The 21,108-nt window shown below is 76.4% G+C and carries 17 protein-coding genes and 1 pseudogene; 10 read left to right on the top strand and 8 right to left on the bottom strand.

Going from position 1 to position 21,108, the window contains the following annotated elements; genetic code table 11:
- Positions 1 to 24: 24 nt before the first annotated feature.
- Entirely contained in the window at positions 25 to 1,518 is a 1,494-nt protein-coding gene (gene hemG / locus ACFY07_RS08385; protein ID WP_390867951.1) for a protoporphyrinogen oxidase, read from the top strand.
- Positions 1,519 to 1,598: 80 nt separating this feature from the next.
- Complete coding sequence (hemQ, locus tag ACFY07_RS08390) at positions 1,599 to 2,306, top strand: hydrogen peroxide-dependent heme synthase (RefSeq protein ID WP_390867952.1); 708 nt, start codon at positions 1,599 to 1,601, stop codon at positions 2,304 to 2,306.
- A gap of 51 nt (positions 2,307 to 2,357) precedes the next feature.
- On the opposite strand, the gene ACFY07_RS08395 is transcribed toward hemQ, so the two are convergent.
- The gene (locus ACFY07_RS08395) at positions 2,358 to 3,377 is read right to left on the bottom strand and encodes a TIGR04222 domain-containing membrane protein (RefSeq protein ID WP_390867953.1); all 1,020 of its coding nucleotides are present in this window, start codon (positions 3,375 to 3,377) and stop codon (positions 2,358 to 2,360) included.
- A 143-nt stretch (positions 3,378 to 3,520) separates the two neighbouring features.
- A pseudogene (locus tag ACFY07_RS08400) lies at positions 3,521 to 4,784 on the bottom strand (DUF692 domain-containing protein); the annotation flags it as partial.
- Between the two features lie 315 nt (positions 4,785 to 5,099).
- Between ACFY07_RS08400 and ACFY07_RS08405 the strand changes: the two are divergent.
- On the top strand, positions 5,100 to 6,017 hold the full coding sequence (locus tag ACFY07_RS08405; protein WP_390867954.1) for a GNAT family N-acetyltransferase: 918 nt from the start codon (positions 5,100 to 5,102) through the stop codon (positions 6,015 to 6,017).
- 141 nt (positions 6,018 to 6,158) lie between these two features.
- Positions 6,159 to 7,358 carry a site-2 protease family protein gene (locus tag ACFY07_RS08410; RefSeq protein WP_390867955.1) on the top strand — a complete coding sequence of 400 codons (1,200 nt, stop codon included), beginning with the start codon at positions 6,159 to 6,161 and terminating at the stop codon, positions 7,356 to 7,358.
- 85 nt (positions 7,359 to 7,443) lie between these two features.
- On the opposite strand, the gene msrB is transcribed toward ACFY07_RS08410, so the two are convergent.
- From msrB to ACFY07_RS08430, 4 genes are all read right to left on the bottom strand, one after another.
- Positions 7,444 to 7,875: a peptide-methionine (R)-S-oxide reductase MsrB gene (msrB, locus tag ACFY07_RS08415; RefSeq protein ID WP_390867956.1), complete on the bottom strand. Its 432-nt coding sequence runs from the start codon at positions 7,873 to 7,875 to the stop codon at positions 7,444 to 7,446.
- A 52-nt stretch (positions 7,876 to 7,927) separates the two neighbouring features.
- A complete protein-coding gene (gene murC / locus ACFY07_RS08420) occupies positions 7,928 to 9,274 on the bottom strand; it encodes a UDP-N-acetylmuramate--L-alanine ligase (RefSeq protein WP_390868111.1) in 1,347 nt (448 codons plus the stop codon).
- Between the two features lie 306 nt (positions 9,275 to 9,580).
- Entirely contained in the window at positions 9,581 to 10,039 is a 459-nt protein-coding gene (locus tag ACFY07_RS08425) for an indole-3-glycerol phosphate synthase (RefSeq protein WP_390867957.1), read from the bottom strand.
- Between the two features lie 210 nt (positions 10,040 to 10,249).
- Positions 10,250 to 11,038 (bottom strand): pyrimidine reductase family protein, encoded by a 789-nt coding sequence (locus tag ACFY07_RS08430; RefSeq protein WP_390867958.1) that lies wholly within the window; start codon positions 11,036 to 11,038, stop codon positions 10,250 to 10,252.
- A gap of 37 nt (positions 11,039 to 11,075) precedes the next feature.
- Between ACFY07_RS08430 and zapE the strand changes: the two genes are divergently transcribed.
- The 6 genes from zapE (at position 11,076) to ACFY07_RS08460 (ending at position 19,188) form a co-directional block, all read left to right on the top strand.
- Entirely contained in the window at positions 11,076 to 12,125 is a 1,050-nt protein-coding gene (gene zapE / locus ACFY07_RS08435; RefSeq protein WP_390867959.1) for a cell division protein ZapE, read from the top strand.
- A gap of 129 nt (positions 12,126 to 12,254) precedes the next feature.
- Positions 12,255 to 14,354, top strand: coding sequence for an excinuclease ABC subunit UvrB (gene uvrB, locus ACFY07_RS08440; protein ID WP_390867960.1), 2,100 nt, complete (start codon positions 12,255 to 12,257; stop codon positions 14,352 to 14,354).
- Positions 14,355 to 14,590: 236 nt separating this feature from the next.
- On the top strand, positions 14,591 to 15,172 hold the full coding sequence (locus ACFY07_RS08445) for a TerD family protein (protein WP_390867961.1): 582 nt from the start codon (positions 14,591 to 14,593) through the stop codon (positions 15,170 to 15,172).
- A gap of 40 nt (positions 15,173 to 15,212) precedes the next feature.
- Positions 15,213 to 17,009, top strand: a complete 1,797-nt coding sequence (locus ACFY07_RS08450) for a TerD family protein (RefSeq protein WP_390867962.1) — start codon at positions 15,213 to 15,215, stop codon at positions 17,007 to 17,009.
- Between the two features lie 227 nt (positions 17,010 to 17,236).
- Positions 17,237 to 18,217, top strand: coding sequence for a TerC family protein (locus tag ACFY07_RS08455; RefSeq protein WP_230651127.1), 981 nt, complete (start codon positions 17,237 to 17,239; stop codon positions 18,215 to 18,217).
- 281 nt (positions 18,218 to 18,498) lie between these two features.
- Positions 18,499 to 19,188, top strand: coding sequence for a lamin tail domain-containing protein (locus ACFY07_RS08460; protein ID WP_390867963.1), 690 nt, complete (start codon positions 18,499 to 18,501; stop codon positions 19,186 to 19,188).
- A 107-nt stretch (positions 19,189 to 19,295) separates the two neighbouring features.
- Here the strand turns inward: ACFY07_RS08460 and ACFY07_RS08465 are convergent, their stop codons facing one another.
- Both ACFY07_RS08465 and ACFY07_RS08470 read right to left on the bottom strand, forming a co-directional pair.
- A complete protein-coding gene (locus tag ACFY07_RS08465) occupies positions 19,296 to 19,943 on the bottom strand; it encodes an MBL fold metallo-hydrolase (RefSeq protein ID WP_390868112.1) in 648 nt (215 codons plus the stop codon).
- Positions 19,944 to 20,047: 104 nt separating this feature from the next.
- The gene (locus tag ACFY07_RS08470; protein ID WP_390867964.1) at positions 20,048 to 20,836 is read right to left on the bottom strand and encodes a maleylpyruvate isomerase family mycothiol-dependent enzyme; all 789 of its coding nucleotides are present in this window, start codon (positions 20,834 to 20,836) and stop codon (positions 20,048 to 20,050) included.
- Positions 20,837 to 21,108 lie beyond the last annotated feature (272 nt).

The raw sequence follows: 21,108 nt of genomic DNA on the forward strand, positions 1-21,108 counted from the left end.
GCCCCGGTCTGCGAGAGTGGGACCATGAACCCGAGCGCAGCCGCCGACCGACGCACCGACCCCGCAGCCGGCCCGGAGGGCGGGCCGCCGCACGTGGTCGTCGTCGGCGGCGGTATCGCCGGCCTGGCCGCGGCCGCGTTCCTCACCGGCGCCGCGGGCGGGGGCGGCCCGCGCGCCCGGGTGACCGTCCTGGAGGCCTCCGCCCGGTTCGGCGGCAAGCTCCGCCCCGGCGAGGTCGGCGGCGTCGCCGTGGACCTCGGCGCCGAGTCCATGCTGGCCCGCCGCCCCGAGGCGGTCGACCTCGCCCGCGACGTCGGCCTGGCCGACGCGCTGGAGCCCCCGGCGACCGCCAGGGCCGCCCTCTGGACCCGCGGCGCGCTGCACCCGCTGCCCACCGGCCACGTCATGGGCGTGCCCGGGGACCTGGAGGCGCTGGAGCGCAGCGGCGTGCTCTCCCCCGAGGGCCTGGAGCGCGTCCGGCAGGACCTCGTCCTGCCCCCCACCGAGGTCGGCGACGACGTCTCCATCGGCGACTGGGTCGCCGCCCGGGTCGGCAGGGAGGTCGTGGACCGCCTGGTCGAGCCGCTGCTCGGCGGCGTCTACGCCGGTCACGCCGACCGGATCTCGCTCCGGGCCGCCGTGCCCCAGCTGCTGCCCCTGGCCCGGAGCGGCGGCTCCCTCGTGGAGGGCGTCCGAGCCCTCCAGCAGCGCGCCGCCGCGGCCGCGCCGGCGACGCCCCCGCCGGTCTTCCAGGGCATCGCCGGCGGTGTCGGCCGCCTCCCCGGCGCGGTCGCCGACGCGGCCCGCGCCGCCGGGGCCGAGCTGCGCCCCGGCACCGAGGTCCGCGCGCTGCGCCGCACCCCGCACGGCTGGCGGCTGGCCGTCCGTGACGCCGACGGCGAGCACGGGCTCGACGCCGACGCCGTCGTGCTGGCCGTCCCGGCCCCCGCCGCGGCCCGGCTCCTCGCCGCCGAGGAGCCCGCGGCCGCCGCCGACCTCGCGGCGGTCGAGTACGCGGGCATGGCCCTGGTGACCCTGGCCTTCGACCGCGCGGCGATGCCCGCCGGGCTGACCGGCAGCGGCTTCCTGGTGCCGCCGGTGGACGGCCGCGCGATCAAGGCGTCCACCTTCTCCACCAACAAGTGGGGCTGGCTCGACCGCTCCGCGCCGGACCGCTTCCTGCTGCGGACCTCGGTCGGCCGGCACGGCGAGGACGCCGAGCTGGGCCTGCCCGACGAGGAGCTGGTCGCCCGCTCGCTGGCGGCCCTGCGGGAGGCCGTGGGGCTGGAGGCCGTCCCGTACGCGACCGAGGTGACCCGGTGGCAGGGCGGCCTGCCGCAGTACCCGGTGGGGCACCCCGACCGGGTGCGGCGGATCCGGGAGCGGGCCGCCCGCCACGGCACGCTCGCACTGTGCGGCGCCGCGTACGACGGCGTCGGCATCCCGGCCTGCGTCGCGAGCGCGCGGCAGGCCGCCGACGCGGTCGCCGGCGCCCTCGCCGCGACGGCCGCCCGGTGAGACCGCCCGGGGGCGGCGCCCCGGCGAGCCGCCCGGGACCCGGTGGACCGAGGACCCCCGAGGAGGAGGAGAATGAGGCCATGAGCGAGAGCACCCAGCCCGAGAAGAAGAAGGCCCGCGACCTCAACCAGGTCGTCCGCTACACCATGTGGTCGGTCTTCCGCCTCAAGGAGGCGCTGCCGGAGGACCGCTCCGCGTACGCCGCCGAGGTCGACGAGCTCTTCGCGCAGCTGAGGGAGAAGGACGTCGTGGTGCGCGGCACCTACGACGTCTCCGGGCTGCGCGCCGACGCCGACGTCCTGGTCTGGTGGCACGCGGAGACCTCCGACGCCCTGCAGGACGCCTACAACCGCTTCCGCCGCACCGGGCTGGGCCGCCACCTGGAGCCGGTCTGGTCGAACATGGCGCTGCACCGGCCCGCGGAGTTCAACAAGTCGCACATCCCGGCCTTCCTCGCCGACGAGGAGCCGCGCGGCTACGTCTGCGTGTACCCGTTCGTCCGCTCGTACGACTGGTACCTGCTCCCCGACGAGGACCGCCGCCGGATGCTCGCCGAGCACGGCATGATGGCGCGCGGCTACCCCGACGTGCGGGCCAACACCGTCGCCTCGTTCGCGCTGGGCGACTACGAGTGGCTGCTCGCCTTCGAGGCCGACGAGCTGCACCGCATCGTGGACCTGATGCGCCACCTGCGCGCCTCCAGCGCCCGGCTGCACGTCCGCGAGGAGGTGCCGTTCTACACCGGCCGCCGCAAGCCAGTCGCCGAGCTGCTGGCCGGCCTGGCCTGACGCCCCGTCGCCGCCGCCCCGCGCCGTGCCCCGGCGCGGGGCGGCGGCGCGTCAGGTGCTGCTGCCGCAGCTCGACGAGGACCCGCAGCTGGAGGACGACCCGCAGCTGGAGGACGACCCGCAGCTGGAGGACGACCCGCAGCTCGAGGACGAGCCGCAGCTCGAGGACGAGCCGCAGCCCGACCCGCCGCCGTCCGATCCCCCCGGCGACGCCCCGCACCAGACCGCCGGCGACCAGTCCGCACCGGAGCCCGCGGACCCCGGGCCGCCCGCGCCGGTCCCGCCCGGCACCGGGGTCAGCGCCGACCGCAGGGCCGGGTCGGCGATCATCGCCGTACCGCCCAGCGCCAGCGCGCCCAGCAGCGCCGGGTCCGGCGCCGCCATCGCGTCGTGCGGCCGCCACGGCCCGCCGCCGGCCCGCATCAGCTGCAGCTGGCGCCGTCCCGCCGGGCTGATCCGGCCGCGCCCCGGCGACGTCACCACCATCACCAGCAGCCCGTACACGAAGACCCCCAGGAAGGCGGGGAACGGCGGGAAGAGGCCGCCGTCCCCGGAGAGGTCCGACAGGGCGTCCACCCACCGGTAGGTCGCCACCGCCCCCAGCACCAGCGTCAGCGCCATCGCCCAGCCCAGCAGGTTCCGGGCGGTCCGGACGCGCCGGTGCGCGGCGGGCCGCCGCATCAGGCCGCGGTCGGCCAGCCGGTCGCCCACCGCCTGGACGGCGGGGCTGCGCATCAGCGCCGGCCGGAGCTCCGCCACGTGCCGCTGCCGGCCCGGCCCGGCGGCGGCGACCAGCGCGGCCTCCACCTCGTCCCACGGCTGCGGGTCGGTCACCGTGACCGTCCCGTCGCGGGAGACGACGGCCCTCCCCTGCTGCTGCATGCGCACCAGCGCGACCTCCGCCGCCCGCCTCGGCCCCCCGGCCAGGAACGCCGCCTCCAGCAGCGGCAGACCGCGCCCCGGCAGGCCGTGCGGCGCGGGCGCCCGGCGCATCCGGGCGCCCGCCCAGCCGGCGTTGACCGACGCGGCCAGCACCGCCGTGCTCGCCACCGCGAACTCCGTCCCCCACATCAGCGTCCCCCTCCCCGCCGCCCCGTGGGCCCCCGCCCCGCGGTTCCCCGTCCCGCGGCCCCCCGCCCCGCGGGCCGGCCCCCCGGGCGCGGCGACGGCCCCGCGAGCGAGCCCGGCAGCGAGCCCAGCAGGGCCCGGACCGTACGGCGCGGCGCCGGTCCGGCCCGGTCGGCGTACCACCGCTCCAGCGCACGCCTCTGACGCTTCGTCATTCCGTCCGCGTGGTCCAGGGCCCAGCGGGCGAACGCGAGCGCGTCCGCCCGGTAGCCGCCGGACAGCGCCGAGCCCTCCGCGTACCGCCGGAAGGCCGGGGCGAACCCGCCGCCCAGCAGCACCGGCAGCTCCGGCGCCACCTTGGCCACCGTGTCCCGCCGCTTCGCGGCCAGGCCCGCCGCCTGCACCCGCACCTGCGCCGCGTCGAAGCCGTCCGGCAGCGGCCCGCCCGCCACCAGGGCCGCCAGCAGCTCCGCCTGGCGGTGCGCCAGCCCGGCGCGGGCGAGGACCGTGCCGGGCTCCCCGGCACCCCGGGCCACCAGGTACTCGTACTCCTCAGACACCTGCCGCCACCCCCCTCCGCAGCACCCCGCGCACCGCGTCCAGCTCGGCGGCCAGCGCGGCGGGCGGCGGGAAGGCGTCGTCCCGCTCCAGCAGCACACCGGGCGGTGCGGTACGGGCGCACAGCTCGGCCAGCACCTCCAGCACCGGCCCGGTCACCGGGTGGGCGTGGGTGTCGTGCCACACCCCGTCGACCATCACCCCGCCGCCGACGTGCACGTAGGCGAGCGCGTCCAGGGGCAGGCGGGCCAGCTCGGCCGCCGGGTCCAGGCCGAGGTTGACCCGGTTGGTGTGCAGGTTGGCGACGTCCACCAGCAGCCCCACCCCGGTCCGCTCCACCATTTCGGCGAGGAACTGCCCCTCCGTCAGCTCGTCGTCCGGCCAGGCCAGGTGCGCGGCGACGTTCTCCAGCGCCAGCGGCACCGGCAGCTCCTGCTGGGCGATGCGGACGTTCTCCGCCACCACCGCGAGGGCGTCGCGGGTGCGCGGTACGGGCAGCAGGTGGCCCGCCTCCATGCGGGGCAGGCCGGTGCCCGCCCCGCCCGCGCGGACGAACGCCAGGTGCTCGGTGACCAGCGGCGCGTCCAGCGCCTGCGCCGTCGCGGCGAGCGAGGCCAGCCGGCCCGGGTCGGGCAGGTCCGCGCCGCCCAGACCCAGCGAGACGCCGTGCGGGACGACGGTCGTGCCGCGCTCCCGCAGCAGCCGCAGCGACTCCGGCAGGTGGCCCGGGCAGACGTTCTCCGCGACCACCTCCACCCAGTCGACGCCGGGCATCCGCTCCACCACCGTGTCGATCTCCGCCCGCCAGCCGATGCCCACTCCGAGACGGGGGAGTGGTGTGCCGCGTCCCATGGGCGCCCCCTTCGTGAGGCGCGGTCCGGCCGGCCGGGCTCCGTCGCCCCTGCGTGCCGCCGCGCTGTGGTGATCCGCCCCCGGGGGCGGGCCGCTCCCCGAGGAGGGCGTGCCTCCCCGGGGGCGGTGCCGGGTCGAGACCCCCGTGCCCGACCCGGATGCCGATGATGTATCCCGCAGGCGCGTCCGCCAACCGGGGGAGGCCGTTCTCAGAGCTTCATTTGAGCTTCGCCGCCCCCGCGCGCCGCCGAAGGGCCCCCGAGGGCCGGAAAACCGCGGGCGGCCGGGCTTCCGCCGGGCGTACGGTGCCGGATCGTGACCACGACCGTGCGCGGGTACCGGCCCGCAGACGCGCCCGCCGCCGCCGAGGCGGTCCGCTCCGCCTACCCGCACCTGGTGACCACGCCGGAGACGGTGGCCTGGCAGGTCGGCCGGGCCCCCGCCGGGCAGTGCTTCCGCCTCCTGGTCGCCGAGTGCGGCGGCGAGGTGGCGGGCGTCGCCCACACCGGCCTGGTGGCCGACGCCGCCGAGCCCGGCCAGGGCTTCTGCAACCCGGCCGTGCACCCCGCCCACCGGGGCCGGGGGGCGGGCACCGCCCTGCTCGCGGCCGCCGAGGAGTACCTGCGCGGCCGGGGCGCCGTCCGGGTCCACGCCTGGACGGTGGACGACGGCGTCTCGCCGGGCTTCGCCGAGCGGCGCGGCTACCGGCGGGGCCGGCGGTCCCGCGCCCTGCGGCTCGACCTCGCCGGATCCCCGCTGGCGCCCGTCCCGCCCGTCCCGGAGGGGGTCCGCCTGTGCACGGCGGCGGACCTCGCCGCCGACCCCCGCCCGCTGTACGCGGCGGACGTCGAGGCGTCCCGGGACGAGCCGGGCGACGTCGCGGTCGGCACGGTCGCGTACGAGGACTGGCTCGCCACCACCTGGGACCACCCCGCCCTCGACCGCGCCCTGAGCACCGTCGCCCTCGCGGACGGCGCCGTCGCCGCCTTCACCCTCGCCCACACCGACCGGCGCGGCCGGTACCTCTCCGGGATGACCGGCACCGTGCGCGCCCACCGGGGCCGGGGCCTGGCGCGGCTGGTCAAGGCGGACTCGCTGCACCGCGCCCGCGGCGCGGGCTGCACCGAGGCCCTCACCGGCAACGACGCGGGCAACGCGCCCATGCTCGCGGTCAACGCCCGGTTCGGCTACCGCCCGTACCTCGCGGAGTGGCGCTGCGTGCGGGACCTCTGAGCGGCCGCCCGGGCCGGGCGCGCCGCCGCGCGGGGCGGGGCCCGGCCCCGCCGGCCCCGCCCTCGGGACCATCGGGCCCTTCTCCCGGGCGGCGGCCCGGAGCAGCGTGGAGGACGGGGGCGCGAGGGAGAGGAGCCCGCCTTGGACGGCTCGATCGGCATCGGCCGCGTCTTCGGCATCCCGCTGAAGGTGCACTGGAGCGTCCCGCTGCTGCTGGTGGTGCTCGGCTACGGCCTGGGACGGCAGGTGCTGCCGGCGTGGGTGCCCGGGCGGACGGGCGCCGCCTACGCGGCCGCCGGGCTGGTCGGCGCCCTCGTGCTGCTGGGGAGCCTGGTGCTGCACGAGGGGGCGCACGCCGTGGTCGCCCGCCGGTCCGGGGTCAAGGTCGAGGACATGACGCTCTGGGCGCTGGGCGGGGTGACCCGGATGGGGCAGCCGCAGACCCCCGGCACGATGCTGGCCGTCTCCGGCAGCGGGCCGCTGACCAGCCTGGTCCTGGGCGGCGCCTTCCTGGGGGCGGGCCTGGGGCTGCGCGCGGGGCTGGGCTGGGGGATGGCCGCGGCGCTGCTGGCCTGGCTGGGCTCGGCCAACCTCCTCCTGGGCGTCTTCAACCTGCTGCCCGCCGCGCCGCTGGACGGCGGCCGCGTCCTCCAGGCGCTGCTGTGGCGGCGCTCCGGGGACCGGGCGCGGGCCGAGCAGGTGGCCGACCAGAGCGGCCAGGTCGTCGGGTACGTGCTGATCGGGCTGGGGGTGCTCTCGGTGCTCGGCGGCTCGTCCGGCGGGTTCTGGATCGCGCTGATCGGCTTCTTCGTGGCGGTCAGCGCGGGAGCCGAACGGCGGCGCGCGGCGCTGGGCGGCGCGCTGCACGGACTGCGGGTGTCGGACGCCATGTCCACGCCGGTGGAGACCGGCCCGGACTGGCTGACCGCGGCCCGCTTCGTCGACGAGGTGGTGGCCCGCGGCCACCACTCCGCGCTGCCCCTGGTGGACGTGGACGGGCGGCCCACCGGCCTGGTCACCCTCCGCCGGATCGCCGCCCTCCCGCCCGCGCAGCGCGCCACGACCCGGGTGCGGGACGTGGCCCTGCCGCTGGCCCGCTGCACCACGGCCGCGCCGGGCGAGCCGCTCACCGAGGCCCTGGAGCGGGCCGCCGAGCACGGCGGCTCCCGCCTGCTGGTGGTGGACGGCGGCCGGCTGGTGGGCATCGTCACCGGCCACGACATGGCCCGGATCGTCCAGCGGCGCGCCCTGGTCGGCCCGGCCGACCGTGCCGGCCTGTCCGGCCGGGACAGCCGGGTCGACCCGGGCGACCAGGCGGGCCGGGCCGGGCAGGCCGCCTAGCGGCCCCGCCCGGCCCGGGTTCGTCCCGGGTGCGCCGTCAGGCCTCGGCACCGTCGGCCTTCAGTGCCCTCGGCCCCCGGTGCCGTCAGGCCTCGGCGCCGTCCGCGGGGCGCAGCCGCAGCGAGATGCTGTTGATGCAGTACCGCTGGTCGGTGGGCGTGTCGTACCCCTCGCCCTCGAAGACGTGGCCGAGGTGCGACCCGCAGGACGCGCAGCGCACCTCCACCCGGCGCATGCCGAGGGACGTGTCCTCGATGTACTCCACCCGGTCCTCGGCCAGCGGGGAGTAGAACGAGGGCCAGCCGCAGTGGCTGTCGAACTTGGTGCCGGAGGTGAACAGCTCCGCGCCGCACGCCCGGCAGGAGTACACGCCCACGGTCCTCGTGTCGGTGTACTCGCCGGTGTGCGGCCGCTCGGTGCCCGCCTCGCGGAGCACGTAGTACTCCGCGGGTGTGAGCTCCTCGCGCCACTCGGCGTCGCTCTTCTCGACCCGGTACTTCCCGGTCTGCGGTTCCACTGCCTGCTCCTTCCGTGTGCCTGCCGTCCCCGGCCCGGGCGCGCCGCCCGGTTCAGGCACTGGCCACAACACCGTCGAGGCGGCCCAGGATTTCCGGGCCGAGGGCGGTGACGTCGCCGGCGCCCATGGTGAGCACCAGGTCGCCCTCCCGCGCGAGCGCCGCGACGGCGTCCGGGACCTCGGCCATGGTGTGGACCGCGGTGGCGTCCAGGCCGTGGCTGCGGGCCGCCTCGATGATGACGTCGCTGGTCACGCCGGGGATGGGGTCCTCGCGGGCCGGGTAGACGTCGAGCACCAGGGCCGCGTCCGCCAGCGCCAGCGCCTGCCCCATCTCGGCCCCCAGCTGCTGGGTGCGGCTGAACAGGTGCGGCTGGAAGACCACCAGGACCCGGCCGCCGTCGGCGTTCTCCCGGATGGCGTCCAGGTCGGCGGCGATCTCGGTGGGGTGGTGGGCGTAGGAGTCGATCACCTGCACCCCGCGGGCCGCGCCCTTGAGCTGCAGCCTCCGGTTGACGCCCGTGTACCGGCCCAGCGCCTCGGCGAGGTCGGCGGCGGGCACGCCCAGGGCGGCGCCCGCGGCGAGGGCGGCGACGGCGTTGTGGGCGTAGTGGCGGCCCGGCACCGAGACGGTGAAGGCCAGCGGTGCGCCCTCCAGCTCCACGGTGACCTCGCTGGACATGCCCTTCGGCACCACGGAGAGGATCCGCAGCGACGCGTCGGGGGACTCGCCGACCGTGACGATCCGCAGATCGGGGCGGCCCGAGACCCGGGCGGTCAGCTCGCGGGCGCCCGGGTGGTCGGCGGAGACGACCAGGGTCCCGCCGGGCGCGACGCGGCCGACGAAGGCCTCGAACGACTCGTGGATCTCGTCGATGGAGGCGTAGTTGGCGTGGTGGTCCAGCTCCACGTTGAGCACGATCGCCACCTCGGGCGCGTACTTGTGGAACGAGCGGTCGCTCTCGTCCGCCTCGGCGACGAAGATCTCGCCGCCGCCGTGGTGCGCGTTGCTGCCAGGCCCGTCCAGGTCGCCGCCGATCGCGTACGACGGGTCGAGGCCGAGGGCGCGGAGGCTGACCGCGAGCATGCTGGTGGTGGTGGTCTTGCCGTGGGTGCCGGCGACCGCGATGGCGCGCCGGTCCGCCATCAGCGCGGCGAGCGCGTCGGCGCGGTGGATCACCGGCAGACCGCGCCGGGCGGCCTCGGCCAGCTCTGGGTTGTCCGGGCGGATGGCGCTGGAGACGACGACGCAGCCGGCCCCCGCCGGGAGGTTCTCCGCGGCGTGCCCGACGGACACCCGCACGCCGAGGGCCCGCAGGGCCGCCACGGTCTCCGACTCCCGGGAGTCGCTGCCCGACACCTCGGCGCCGCGCAGGGCGAGGATCTTCGCCAGGCCGGACATGCCGGCCCCGCCGATGCCGATGAAGTGCGGGGCGCGCAGGTCGCTCGGGGCGTCGCTCACGAATGTCTCCGAGGGGTGGTGGGCTGGGGCTGCTCGGTCCGGCGGCGCGCGGCGCGGGGCGTCGCGGGCGCCAGGACGATTCTGCACCACCCGCCGCGCGGGCCGCCGCGCCCCGCGTCCGGACGGGGTGCGGCGGGCCGTCCCGCCCCGGCTCCCCGGCGGGGCCGTCCCGCGTCCGGGGCCGCGGCCGCGGACGCCCCGGGGCATGCGGCCCGGCGCCCGGGGCACCGGACGCGGGGTCCGGGCTCAGGAGTCGTGTGCGAAGAGCTTCAGGACGGGCACCCCGACCCGGTGCCGGGCCCGCGAGGCCCAGTCGCGGTGGAAGAACTCCTCCACGAAGTGCGGCGCGGCCAGCACGATGACCTCGTCGGCCTTGGTGTCCTCCACCACGGTCCGCAGGATGCCGAGCGGGTTGTCCGCCACCACGTGCCCGACGGCCTGCGCCCCGGCGGCCCGCAGCCGGTCCAGGGTGTGCGCCAGCGCCTGGTCGGCGGGGGTGGCGCCCTCGTCCTCCCCGCGCTCGTGCATCGCCTGCTCCAGGTGCCCGAGCGCCACGTCGTCCAGCGCCCTCAGCAGCTCGTCCTGCCGCCCGCGCGGCTGCATCAGCACGACGAAGGAGACCTCCTCCTCGCCGTGGAGCGTGGTGACCGTCTCGATGTCGGCCTCGGAGAGCGCCTTCTCGATCATCAGTACGGTGGTGAACACGTGAGTCCCCTCTTCTGCCAGGCCCCCGGTCCCTGCCTGGTCCCATAGTGCCCTTCCCCGCATCCGCGCACGTGCGAACGGTGCGGGCGGCGGAGTCGCCGAGATCACACGGGGACGCTGGGCCGGCCGGGTGCGGGGCCGCCGGGACGCGCCGGACGGGGCGGCGGGAGCGGCCCGGCCCCGGGAGGGAGCGGCCCGGCCCCGGCCCGGCTACCGGCCGGCCCGCGCGTAGCGGGCGAAGAGGAAGCCGTCCTCCTCCAGCAGCGAGCGCAGCTCCATCCGCTGCGCCGCCGCGAGCTGCGGGCCGTGCATGATCCGCGGCGCGTCGCCCGCCACGACCAGCGGCGCCAGCGACAGGCACAGCTCGTCCAGCAGCCCGGCCGCCGCCAGCTGGCCCAGCAGCCGCGGGCCGCCCTCGGTGAGCAGCCTGGTCCAGCCGCGGTCGGCGAGCGCCCGCACCGCCGCCGCCATGTCCACCTGCTCCCCGCCCGCCACCACCACGTCGGCGACCTCCGCGGCGGCCCGGCGCGCCCCGGCGGGCGCCGCCTCGGCGGTGACCACCACCGTGCGCACCAGCGGCCCGGTGAAGAGCGGGGCCGAGAAGTCGAGGTCCAGGTTGCGGCTGACCACGGCGACCGCCGGCGCCGGGGCCTGGCCGCGCGCCGCCCGGGCCGCCGCGAAGGCCTCCCGGGCCCGCGCGGGCCGGTACCCCTCGCTGCGGACGGTCTCCGCGCCCACCAGCACCACGTCCGACAGGGCCCGCAGCACCCCGAAGACCCGCTTGTCGGCGGTGCCCGACAGGCCCTCGGAGTGGCCGTCCCAGCGGGCGGCGCCGTCCAGCGAGGCGACCATGTTGGCCCGCAGCCACGGGGTGCCGGCACCCCGGTCCGCGGCGTCGGGGTAGGCGTAGACGGCGGCCAGCCCCTCCAGGGTCCCCGGGTCGGCGGCGGGGCGGCGGGCGTCGGCGGCGCCGGCGGGGTCGGTGAGGAGGCTGCGCATACCGGGCAGTCTTCCACGCCCCGTAGGCTGTACTACCGTGCCAGCCGTTCCCCGCACCCGCCCCGCCGGCCTCTGCGAGCGCCACCCCGTCGTGCCCGCCGACCGCCTGGTGGCCGAGATGGTGCCGCCGCCGCGCTTCGGCGGCGTCAGCTTCTCCTCGTACATACCCGACGCCGGGCAGCCCAGCCAGGCCGAGGCGGTCCGGGTGCTGGAGGCGTTCGCCGCCGGCCTGGACGACGGCGCGGGCGGCGGCGGCCGCCGCCGCTGGTTCCGCCGGGCCGCGCAGGAGCCGTCCGGCCCCGCCGGGGTCTACCTCGACGGCGGCTACGGCGTCGGCAAGACCCACCTGCTGGCCTCCCTGTGGCACGCCGTCCCCGGCCCCAAGGCGTTCGGCACCTTCGTCGAGCTGACCAACCTCGTCGGCGCCCTCGGCTTCCAGCAGGCCGTGCAGGCGCTCTCCGGGCACCGGCTGCTCTGCATCGACGAGTTCGAGCTGGACGACCCGGGCGACACCGTCCTCGTCTCGACCCTGCTCGGCAGGCTCGTGGAGAACGGCGTCCGGCTCGCCGCCACCTCCAACACCCTCCCCGACCGGCTCGGCGAGGGCCGCTTCGCCGCCGCCGACTTCCTGCGCGAGATCCAGGGCCTCGCCGCCCACTTCCGCCCGCTGCGCATCGACGGCGAGGACTACCGCCACCGCGGCCTGCCCGAGGCCCCGGCCCCGCACGCCGACGACGCCGTCACCGCCGCCGCCGCCCGCACCCCGGGCGCCTCGCTCGACGACTTCGGCGACCTGCTCGACCACCTCGCCACCGTCCACCCCAGCCGCTACGGCGCGCTGCTCGACGGCGTGGAGGCGGTCTTCCTGCGGGGCGTGCGGCCGGTCCCCGACCAGGCCACCGCGCTGCGCCTGGTGGTGCTCGCCGACCGCATGTACGACCGCGAGCTGCCGGTCGTCGCCTCCGGCACGCCCTTCGACGCGGTCTTCGGCGAGGAGATGCTGCGGGGCGGCTACCGCAAGAAGTACCTGCGGGCCGTCTCCCGGCTGGTCGCGCTCGCCCGCGACGGCGCCCGGACCGTCTCCTAGGCCCGAGCCGCCCGTCGGCCGCCCGCCCGTCGGGCCGTCAGGCCGGTGCCGCGGGCCGGTGCGGCCCGCCGGTCCGGCCGCGGCGGGATCCGGCCCCGGTTGTCGGTGCCGGGTCGTACGGTGGGTGTCGTGCGACCCATCACCGAGATCAAGCGGTCCGTGGCGCCCTTCGAGGTCGTCAGCCCCTACCAGCCCAACGGCGACCAGCCCGCCGCCATCACCGAGCTGGAGCGCCGCATCCGCGCGGGCGAGAAGGACGTGGTGCTCCTCGGCGCGACCGGCACCGGCAAGTCCGCCACCACCGCGTGGATGATCGAGCGCCTCCAGCGCCCGACCCTCGTGATGGCGCCCAACAAGACCCTCGCCGCCCAGCTCGCCAACGAGTTCCGCGAGCTGCTGCCCAACAACGCCGTCGAGTACTTCGTCTCGTACTACGACTACTACCAGCCCGAGGCGTACGTCCCGCAGACGGACACCTACATCGAGAAGGACTCCTCGATCAACGAGGAGGTCGAGCGGCTGCGCCACTCCGCGACCAACTCGCTGCTCACCCGCCGCGACGTGGTCGTGGTCGCCTCCGTCTCCTGCATCTACGGCCTGGGCACCCCGCAGGAGTACGTCGACCGCATGGTCCCGCTGAAGGTGGGCGAGGAGGTCGACCGCGACGCCCTGCTGCGCCGCTTCGTCGACATCCAGTACACCCGCAACGACCTCGCCTTCACCCGCGGCACCTTCCGGGTGCGCGGCGACACCGTCGAGATCTTCCCGGTGTACGAGGAGCTGGCCGTCCGGATCGAGATGTTCGGCGACGAGATCGAGGCGCTGTACACCCTCCACCCCCTCACCGGCGAGATCGTCTCCGAGGACAGCGAGCTCTACGTCTTCCCCGCCTCCCACTACGTGGCGGGGCCGGAGCGGATGGAGCGGGCCATCGGCGAGATCGAGAAGGAGCTCGCCGAGACCCTGGAGCGCATGGAGAGGCAGGGCAGGCTGCTGGAGGCCCAGCGGCTGCGGATGCGCACCACCTACGACATCGAGATGATGCGCCAGATCGGCACCTGCTCCGGCATCGAGAACTACTCCCGGTTCATCGACGGCCGCGCCCCGGGCACCGCGCCCAACACCCTCCTCGACTACTTCCCGGAGGACTTCCTCCTGGTCATCGACGAGTCGCACGTCACCGTGCCGCAGATCGGCGCCATGTACGAGGGCGACGCCTCCCGCAAGCGCACCCTGGTCGAGCACGGCTTCCGGCTGCCCTCGGCGATGGACAACCGGCCGCTGAAGTGGGAGGAGTTCCAGGAGCGGATCGGCCAGACCGTCTACCTCTCCGCCACCCCCGGCCCGTACGAGCTCTCCCGCGGCGACGGCCAGGTGGAGCAGATCATCCGCCCCACCGGCCTCGTCGACCCCGAGGTGATCGTCAAGCCCACCCAGGGGCAGATCGACGACCTGGTCCACGAGGTGCGCACCCGCACCGAGAAGGACGAGCGCGTCCTCATCACCACCCTCACCAAGAAGATGGCCGAGGACCTCACCGACTACATGCTGGAGCTGGGCATCCGCGTCCGGTACCTGCACAGCGACATCGACACCCTGCGCAGGGTGGAGCTGCTGCGCGAGCTGCGGGCCGGCGAGTACGACGTCCTGGTCGGCATCAACCTGCTCCGCGAGGGCCTGGACCTGCCCGAGGTGTCGCTCGTCGCCATCCTCGACGCCGACAAGGAGGGCTTCCTGCGCTCCGGCACCTCGCTGATCCAGACCATCGGCCGCGCGGCGCGCAACGTCTCCGGCCAGGTCCACATGTACGCCGACCGGATCACCCCGGCGATGGAGAAGGCCATCGAGGAGACCAACCGGCGCCGTGAGAAGCAGACGGCGTACAACCGGGAGCACGGCATCGACCCGCAGCCGCTGCGGAAGAAGATCGGCGACATCCTCGACACCATCGCCCGCGAGGACGTCGACACCGCCGAGCTGCTCTCCACCGGATACCGCGGCGCGGGCAAGGGCAAGGCGCCCGTCCCCGCCCTCGGCAAGGGCGGCACCGACGGGCGCGACGCCAAGTCCCTGCCCGCCGCGGAGCTGGCCGAGCTGATCCAGAGCCTCACCGACCAGATGCACACTGCCGCGGCCGAGCTGCAGTTCGAGGTCGCGGCGCGGCTGCGCGACGAGGTCGGGGAGCTGAAGAAGGAGCTCCGCCAGATGCGCGAGGCGGGCATGGTCTGAACCACCTCCCCCCGGCGGACGCCCTCCCCGGGCGTCCGCCGGGGGAATGTCTCAGCAGCGCCACAAAGGGGTAGGCCCTGCGTGGCGGCGGACCCGGTTGGCCATAGGGTGTGCACGGCGGGGGCTGATCCTGTTCCCGCGGCGCGCTCCCGCGACCGCGGTGCCGCGCCGGAACACGTGTGAGGGGGGCCTCGGCCGTCAGGGCATCGGGGCGATCCGGAGGAGAGGACGGCATCGTGACGGTGAACCTGGCGAAGGGCCAGAGTGTCAGCCTGCAGAAGTCCACGGGAGAGTCGCTGTCGGTCGTGCGGATGGGCCTCGGATGGAAGGCCGCCGCCCGGCGCGGCCTGTTCGGCACCCGCACCCGCGAGATCGACCTCGACGCCTCGGCGCTGCTCTACGCCGACAAGACCCCGTCCGACGTGGTCTTCTTCCAGCACCTGGTGAGCAACGACGGCTCGATCCGCCACACCGGCGACAACCTCGTCGGCGGTGTCGGTGCGGGCGGCGACGACGAGTCGATCCTGGTGGACCTGCCCCGCGTGCCGGTGCACATCACCCAGATCGTCTTCACCGTCAGCTCCTACACCGGGCAGAACTTCCAGCAGGTGGAGAACGCCCACTGCCGCCTGGTCGACGAGGCCACCGGCCAGGAGCTCGCCCGCTACGACCTGGCCGGCGGCGGCGCCCACACCGGCCAGATCATGGCCAAGGTGTACCGCGACGGGTCCGGCGGCTGGCAGATGGCCGCGATCGGCGCCCCGGCGCAGGCCCGCACCTTTCAGGACATGCTCCCCGCCATCGCGCCGTTCCTGTAGCAGGCGGCGGGGGAGGGGCACAGGGGGAGGGGCACGGGCGGTGACCGCCGAACTGGTACCGGGGCAGAACCACCCGCTGCCCTCCGCACGACTGGAGGTCCGGGTCTCGGCCGCCCGGCCGGTGGCCGCCGCGGTGGTGCTCACCGACGGCTCCGGCCGCGCCCCCGGCCCCGGCCGTGTCGCCCACTGCGGCGCCGCGCCGCCCCCGGGCGTCGCCGCGCCGGGGCCGCCGGCGGCCGGCCACCACCTCGCCCTCGACCTCGGCGCGCTGCCCCCGGGGGTCGAGCGGCTGCACCTCGCCCTGGCGCTGCCGCCCGGTGCGGGCGCCTTCGGCGCCACTGCGGCCCCGCACACCGACGTGGCCACTCCGGACGGCACCGGGGTGGCCTCCTTCACCCTCGCGGGGCTCACCGCGGAGACCGCCGTGGTCGCCCTGGAGTTCTACCTCCGGGCGGGGGCCTGGAAGGTGCGCGCCGTCGGCCAGGGCTACGCGGGCGGCATGGCGGCACTGCTGCACGACCACGGTGTGCCGGACGCCGCCGCGCTGGCGGCCGCCGTCACCGCCGGACCCGACCGCCCCGTGCACCTCGGCTCCGGGCATCCCCGTCCCGCCCCGTCCGCCACCGCCCCGTCCGCCACGGCCCCCACCACCACCGCCCCGACGCCTCCGCCCGCCACCGCCGGGCCGCCGGTGCCCGTCGCCGGCGACGCCCCGGGCCTGACCATGGACGAGCGCCTGTACAACCAGGTGTGGGGCGTCTTCGAGGACGCCGCCCGCTCGGCCGCCGCCTACCGCTCCGCCGCGGACTTCGCGGACAGCCGGCAGGAGGCCGAGCTCGAAGCCCTGCTCGCCGATCCCGCCGCCCGCTTCGGGCCCGCCGCCGAGTCCGCCCGCCGGGAGATCCGTGCCCGCCGCGACGACCTGGAGCGGCGGGCACGGGAGGTCCTGGAGCGCGACAGCGCCCAGCTGCTGGCCGAGATGCGGGCGGTGGAGGCCGCGATGCCCGCACCCATGGCCCGGTGGGACGCCCCCGTCTGGGCCGACTGGCGCGCCCCGGGGGAGGAGCCCCCGTACGCGGTGCGCCTCGGCGACCTCCACCTGCCCGACCACCCCGGGCTGCGCGTCCCCATGCTGGTCCGGATGCCGCTGTCGCGCGGCCTCTGGGTCGACGCCGGCGCCTCGCCCGACCACGGCGTCCCGGACCTCGGCGTCCCGGACCCCGGTGTCCCCGGCCCGCCGCCTGGCCGCGGAGGGCTGCGCGGCACCGCGGCGGCGGTCGCCGCGGCCCTCGCCGCCCGCCTGCTGGCCTGCCGTCCGCCGGGCGGCATGCTGCTGCACGCCGTGGACCCCGACGGTGCGGCGGCCGCCGCACTGGCGCCCTTCGCCCGCGCGGGCCTCCTGGCCGGACCGCCCGCGACCGGCCTCCCCGCCGTGGCGGCACTGGTGGACTCGCTCGTGAAGCGCGTCGACCTGGTCCGGATGGCGCTGCGGGGCGGGGCGGACGACGCCCTCCCGCCGTCCGTGGACCGGGCCGCGCGGCTGCTGCTGGTGCACGACTTCCCGTACGGGTTCGACGACCGGACGGTGGGCGGGCTGCGCTACCTCGCCGAGGAGGGGCCGGCCGCGGGGGTCCACCTGCTGCTCGTCGCGGACCGGGCGGACGCAGCCGGGTACGGGCCGGCACTGGACCCGTTCTGGCGCGGCCTGACCAGGCTGTCCCCGGTTCCCCAGGACTGTCTGGCGGACCCGTGGGTGGAGCACGTGTGGACCTTCGAGCCGCTGGTCCCGGCACCCGGCAGCACCGTCGTCACCGACCTGCTGCGCCGGCTCACCTGACGCTCCGCACCCCGGCGCTCTTTACCTTCACAGGGTCTTTCTTTACCTTCTCTTGGTTCTTGGGGTAGAGTTCTTTGCATCGGAGGGGAGTACTCCCCCGCAGCGTCCTCGTCATCACGGCGCCGTCCGGCAGAGCCGGCGGCACCCGGGGGCGTTGGTCCGCCCAGCCGCGGACGGAAGAGACCTCCGGCAGCCGACGAATGTCCGCCGAATCTGCCGGAGGTGCAGTGGACGTCTCCCTGGCCATGTGGGCCTCGACCATCCTGGCGCTGTGCGCCCTCATCGCTGCCGACTTCTTCATCGGCGGCCGCAAGCCGCACGAGGTCTCCCTGCGGGAGGCCGGTGCCTGGACCGCCGTCTGGGTCGTGCTGGCGGTCCTCTTTGGCGGCTTCCTGTGGTGGCACTCCGGCGCGCAGCCGGCCGGCGAGTTCTTCGCCGGGTACATCACCGAGAAGTCGCTCAGCGTCGACAACCTCTTCGTCTTCATCCTGATCATGGCGAAGTTCGCCGTGCCGCGGGCCTACCAGCAGCGCGTGCTGATGGTGGGCGTGCTGATCGCCCTCGTGCTCCGCGCCGTCTTCATCGCGGCCGGCGCCGCCGTGATCGGCAGCTTCTCCTGGGTCTTCTTCCTCTTCGGCGCGTTCCTGATCTGGACCGCCTGGAAGCTCGTCCAGGACGCGCGCTCCGACGAGGAGGAGGACGAGTTCGAGGAGAACCGCCTGCTCAAGGCCGTGCAGAAGCGTTTCCCCGCCACCGACCGCTACCACGGGACGAAGCTGGTCGTCCGGGAGGGCGGCCGGCGCCTGATCACCCCGATGCTCGTCGTCATGGTGGCGATCGGCACCACCGACGTGCTCTTCGCCCTCGACTCCATCCCCGCGATCTTCGGGCTGACGCAGGACCCGTACATCGTCTTCACCGCCAACGCCTTCGCCCTCATGGGCCTGCGGCAGCTGTACTTCCTCATCGGCGGCCTGCTGACGAAGCTGGTCCACCTCTCCTACGGCCTGTCGATCATCCTGGGCTTCATCGGTGTGAAGCTGGTGCTGCACGCCCTGCACGAGGCGGGCGTGCACGTCCCCGAGATCGGCATCCCGCTCTCGCTGGGCGTCATCTGCACCGTGCTGGCCGTCACCACGGTGACCAGCCTCGTCGCCTCCCGCCGCAGGGCGGACGACGAGGCCGCGCGGGAGCGGGTCGACGCCTGACCGCTCCGCCCCTCCGGTCGCGCCCCCGCGCCGCCGGGCCGCGCCCCCTCCCGGGTCCCCCCGGCAGGGGGCGCGGTCGTGCCCCCCGGAGCGGGGGCGGTGCGCGGGAACCGGGACCGGCGCGCGCCCGGTGCCCGGCTCCGACCCGGGGCCCCCGCCCCAGGACCACCTATCCGAGCGAATACCGCCGCGAGCAGGGGCGACGCGCCCCGAACCCCTCATACGGTCATTCCAACGGCGCAGCCGCACCTGGGCGGCGCCAACGAACCATGGGGACACACATGCACGCACGCCGCATCGCCTCCACCCTCCTCGCCGCCGCCACGGCGGTCGTCCTCGGTGCCGGCGCGGCCCAGGCCGCCGACCACGACCACGGGCGCCACGGCCTCGAGCGCGACCCGCGCGCTTCGGTCGAGCTCGGCCGGGTCCATCACGACCGCGACGCCCGCCGTGAGTGGATCACCGTCGTGAACACCGGCCGCCACGGTGTGGACCTGGAGGGCTGGACCCTCTCGGACCGCGACCGCCACACCTACCGCTTCGGCCACCTCTACCTGCGCGGGCACGACGAGGTCCGGGTCTACACCGGGCGCGGCCGCGACCACCGCCACGAGGTGTTCCAGGGCCGCTGGCGGCCGCTGTGGGACCGCGAGGACACCGCCGTGCTGCGGGACGACCGGGGCCGCGTGATCGACCGCGAGACCTGGGGCGACCGCGACCGGCACCACGGCCGTCACCACGACGGCCGGGGCCGCGGCGACCACGACGGCCGTGACCACGACGGCCGTGGCCATGACGGCCGGGGCCGCGGCGACCACGACGGCCGCGGCGACCACAACGACCCGGGCACCCCCGGCAACCCGAACCCGGGCACCCCGGGTACCACCACCCCGGTCGGCACCGGCAGCCAGGGCGGCTCCGGAAACCAGGGCGACCACGGCAGCCAGGGCGACCACGGCCGCGGCCGCTGACCCCAGGACATGCCGCAGGGCCGGCCGCACCCACGCTGCGGCCGGCCCTGCGGTGCGGGCGGCGGGCCCCTGCGGGGTCCGCCGCCCGCGCTGTCACCGGCCCCGTGTCACCAGCCCCGGGCGCGCCACTCCGCCAGGTGCGGCCGCTCCGCGCCGAGGGTGGTGTCGTCGCCGTGGCCGGGGTAGACCCAGGTCTCGTCGGGCAGGGTGAAGACCTTGGCCTCCAGCCCGTCCATCAGCGAGGTGAAGTCCTCGGGCCGCGTCGTCCTCCCCGGCCCGCCGGGGAAGAGGCAGTCCCCGGTGAACAGGTGCGGGTGGCCCTGCGGGTCGTCGTAGACCAGCACGACGGCTCCGGGCGTGTGGCCGACCAGGTGGTGGACGGTCAGCTCCACCTGCCCGACCCGGACCGTGCCGCCCTCGTCCAGGAGCAGGTCGGTGGGGACGGCGATGCCCTCCGCGTCGTGGCGCCCCGCGGCAGTGCGGGCCCCGGTGGCCGCGACCACGTCGGCCAGCGCGGACCAGTGGTCGCGGTGGCGGTGGGTGGTGACCACGGTGGCGAGCCGGTCGCCGACCGTCTCCAGCAGGGTCGGCGCGTCCGCCCCGGCGTCGACCAGCAGCTGCTCGTCGGTGGCCCGGCAGCGCAGCAGGTAGGCGTTGTTGTCCATCGGTCCCACCGCCACCTTGGTGATCATCAGGTGGGCCAGCTCGCGCACCTCCGCCGGCCCGCCGACCCTCACCGCTCCGTGGTACGGCATGCCGTCCTCCTCTTCCTCGTCCTCGCCGTCCGCACCGGCCTCCCGGCCATGATCGCGCACCCGGCCCCGGGCCTCATCCCGCCCCCGCCGTTCCCGGCGGGCCGTCACGCCATGGGCGGCAGCTCCGGCAGCGCGGTCCGCGGGTCGGCCAGCGGGTCGTCGCCGCGGTGGACCTGGAGGCCGTCGCCGTCCGAGCGGCCGGAGAGCCAGGCCACCAGCCCGCGGACCGGCCCCTCCACGGTCAGCTCCGGCTCCCCGCCTGCCGCGCCGATGCGCAGGCCGTTCTCCCCGCCCTCCGTGAGCAGCCGGACCGCCGGCACGCCCTCCTCGCCGCGGTACCGCGCGGCCAGCCGCTCCAGCTCGCGGGCGGCGAAGTCCGCCGTCCAGTGCGCGGGCGTGTAGCCGGCGCCGAGGTCCACGTGGTGGTACTCCAGCTCCTGGAGCCGCTTGGCGGGGATCTCCGAGGCCGGGAACAGGTACCCGCTGCGGTGGCGGACCCGGGAGGACCACGCCTCGTCCGGCAGGGACGCGGCCGCCTCCGCGAAGCGCTCCTGCGCGGCCGCGAGGTCGGCGAGCTGCTCGTCGAGCGGGCGCCCCGCCCCCTCCCGGATGCCCCGCTCGCGGGCGTCGCCGTCGGCGTACGCCGGGATGTCCCGCCCCTCGCGGGCGCCGGTGAGCAGGTTGACGAGCGAGTCGGCGTTCCGGGCGAGGTGGGCCAGCACGTGGCCGCGGGTCCAGCCGGGGAGCAGCGAGGGCCCGGCCAGGCCGTCGGGGTCCAGCTCCGCCGCGGTGCGCAGGACGCGCTCGGCGGCCTCGGCGGCCTCGGCCAGGTCGTCGCGGACGGCGGCGGGCGCGCCGGGGGCCGGGGTGGCGGGCTCGGTCGCTGCGGACATGGGACCTCCTGCGGGTCGACGGCGTTTCCCTTGCGCGTCCCGGTCGTTGGTCCTGGGGAGGCGCACTGCGGACGCTACCCGCGATCCCCGTTCCCAGCGGGGGTTTCCCCGGCCGGTGCGGCGCGCCGGGGCGGGAGCCGCGTCACCCGTTCGGGTGGTCCCGGCTGGACAGGCTCGATATTCGAACGCGTGAGCTATAGGCTGTCTTTCCGAACCTGGAAGAAACGCCCGACCCGCGTGGTTACGATCCCTGTGGGCCTGACGACGCGGCC

This window comes from Streptomyces sp. NPDC001380 (assembly GCF_042895785.1).
Lineage (GTDB): Bacteria > Actinomycetota > Actinomycetes > Streptomycetales > Streptomycetaceae > Peterkaempfera.

Coding starts and splice junctions, on each gene's coding strand:
- hemG (WP_390867951.1), top strand. CDS start 25: ATGAACCCGAGCGCAGCCGCCGACCGACGCACCGACCCCGCAGCCGGC.
- hemQ (WP_390867952.1), top strand. CDS start 1,599: ATGAGCGAGAGCACCCAGCCCGAGAAGAAGAAGGCCCGCGACCTCAAC.
- ACFY07_RS08395 (WP_390867953.1), bottom strand. CDS start 3,377: ATGTGGGGGACGGAGTTCGCGGTGGCGAGCACGGCGGTGCTGGCCGCG.
- murC (WP_390868111.1), bottom strand. CDS start 9,274: ATGTCCGGCCTGGCGAAGATCCTCGCCCTGCGCGGCGCCGAGGTGTCG.
- ACFY07_RS08430 (WP_390867958.1), bottom strand. CDS start 11,038: ATGCGCAGCCTCCTCACCGACCCCGCCGGCGCCGCCGACGCCCGCCGC.
- ACFY07_RS08460 (WP_390867963.1), top strand. CDS start 18,499: ATGCACGCACGCCGCATCGCCTCCACCCTCCTCGCCGCCGCCACGGCG.
- ACFY07_RS08465 (WP_390868112.1), bottom strand. CDS start 19,943: ATGCCGTACCACGGAGCGGTGAGGGTCGGCGGGCCGGCGGAGGTGCGC.
- ACFY07_RS08470 (WP_390867964.1), bottom strand. CDS start 20,836: ATGTCCGCAGCGACCGAGCCCGCCACCCCGGCCCCCGGCGCGCCCGCC.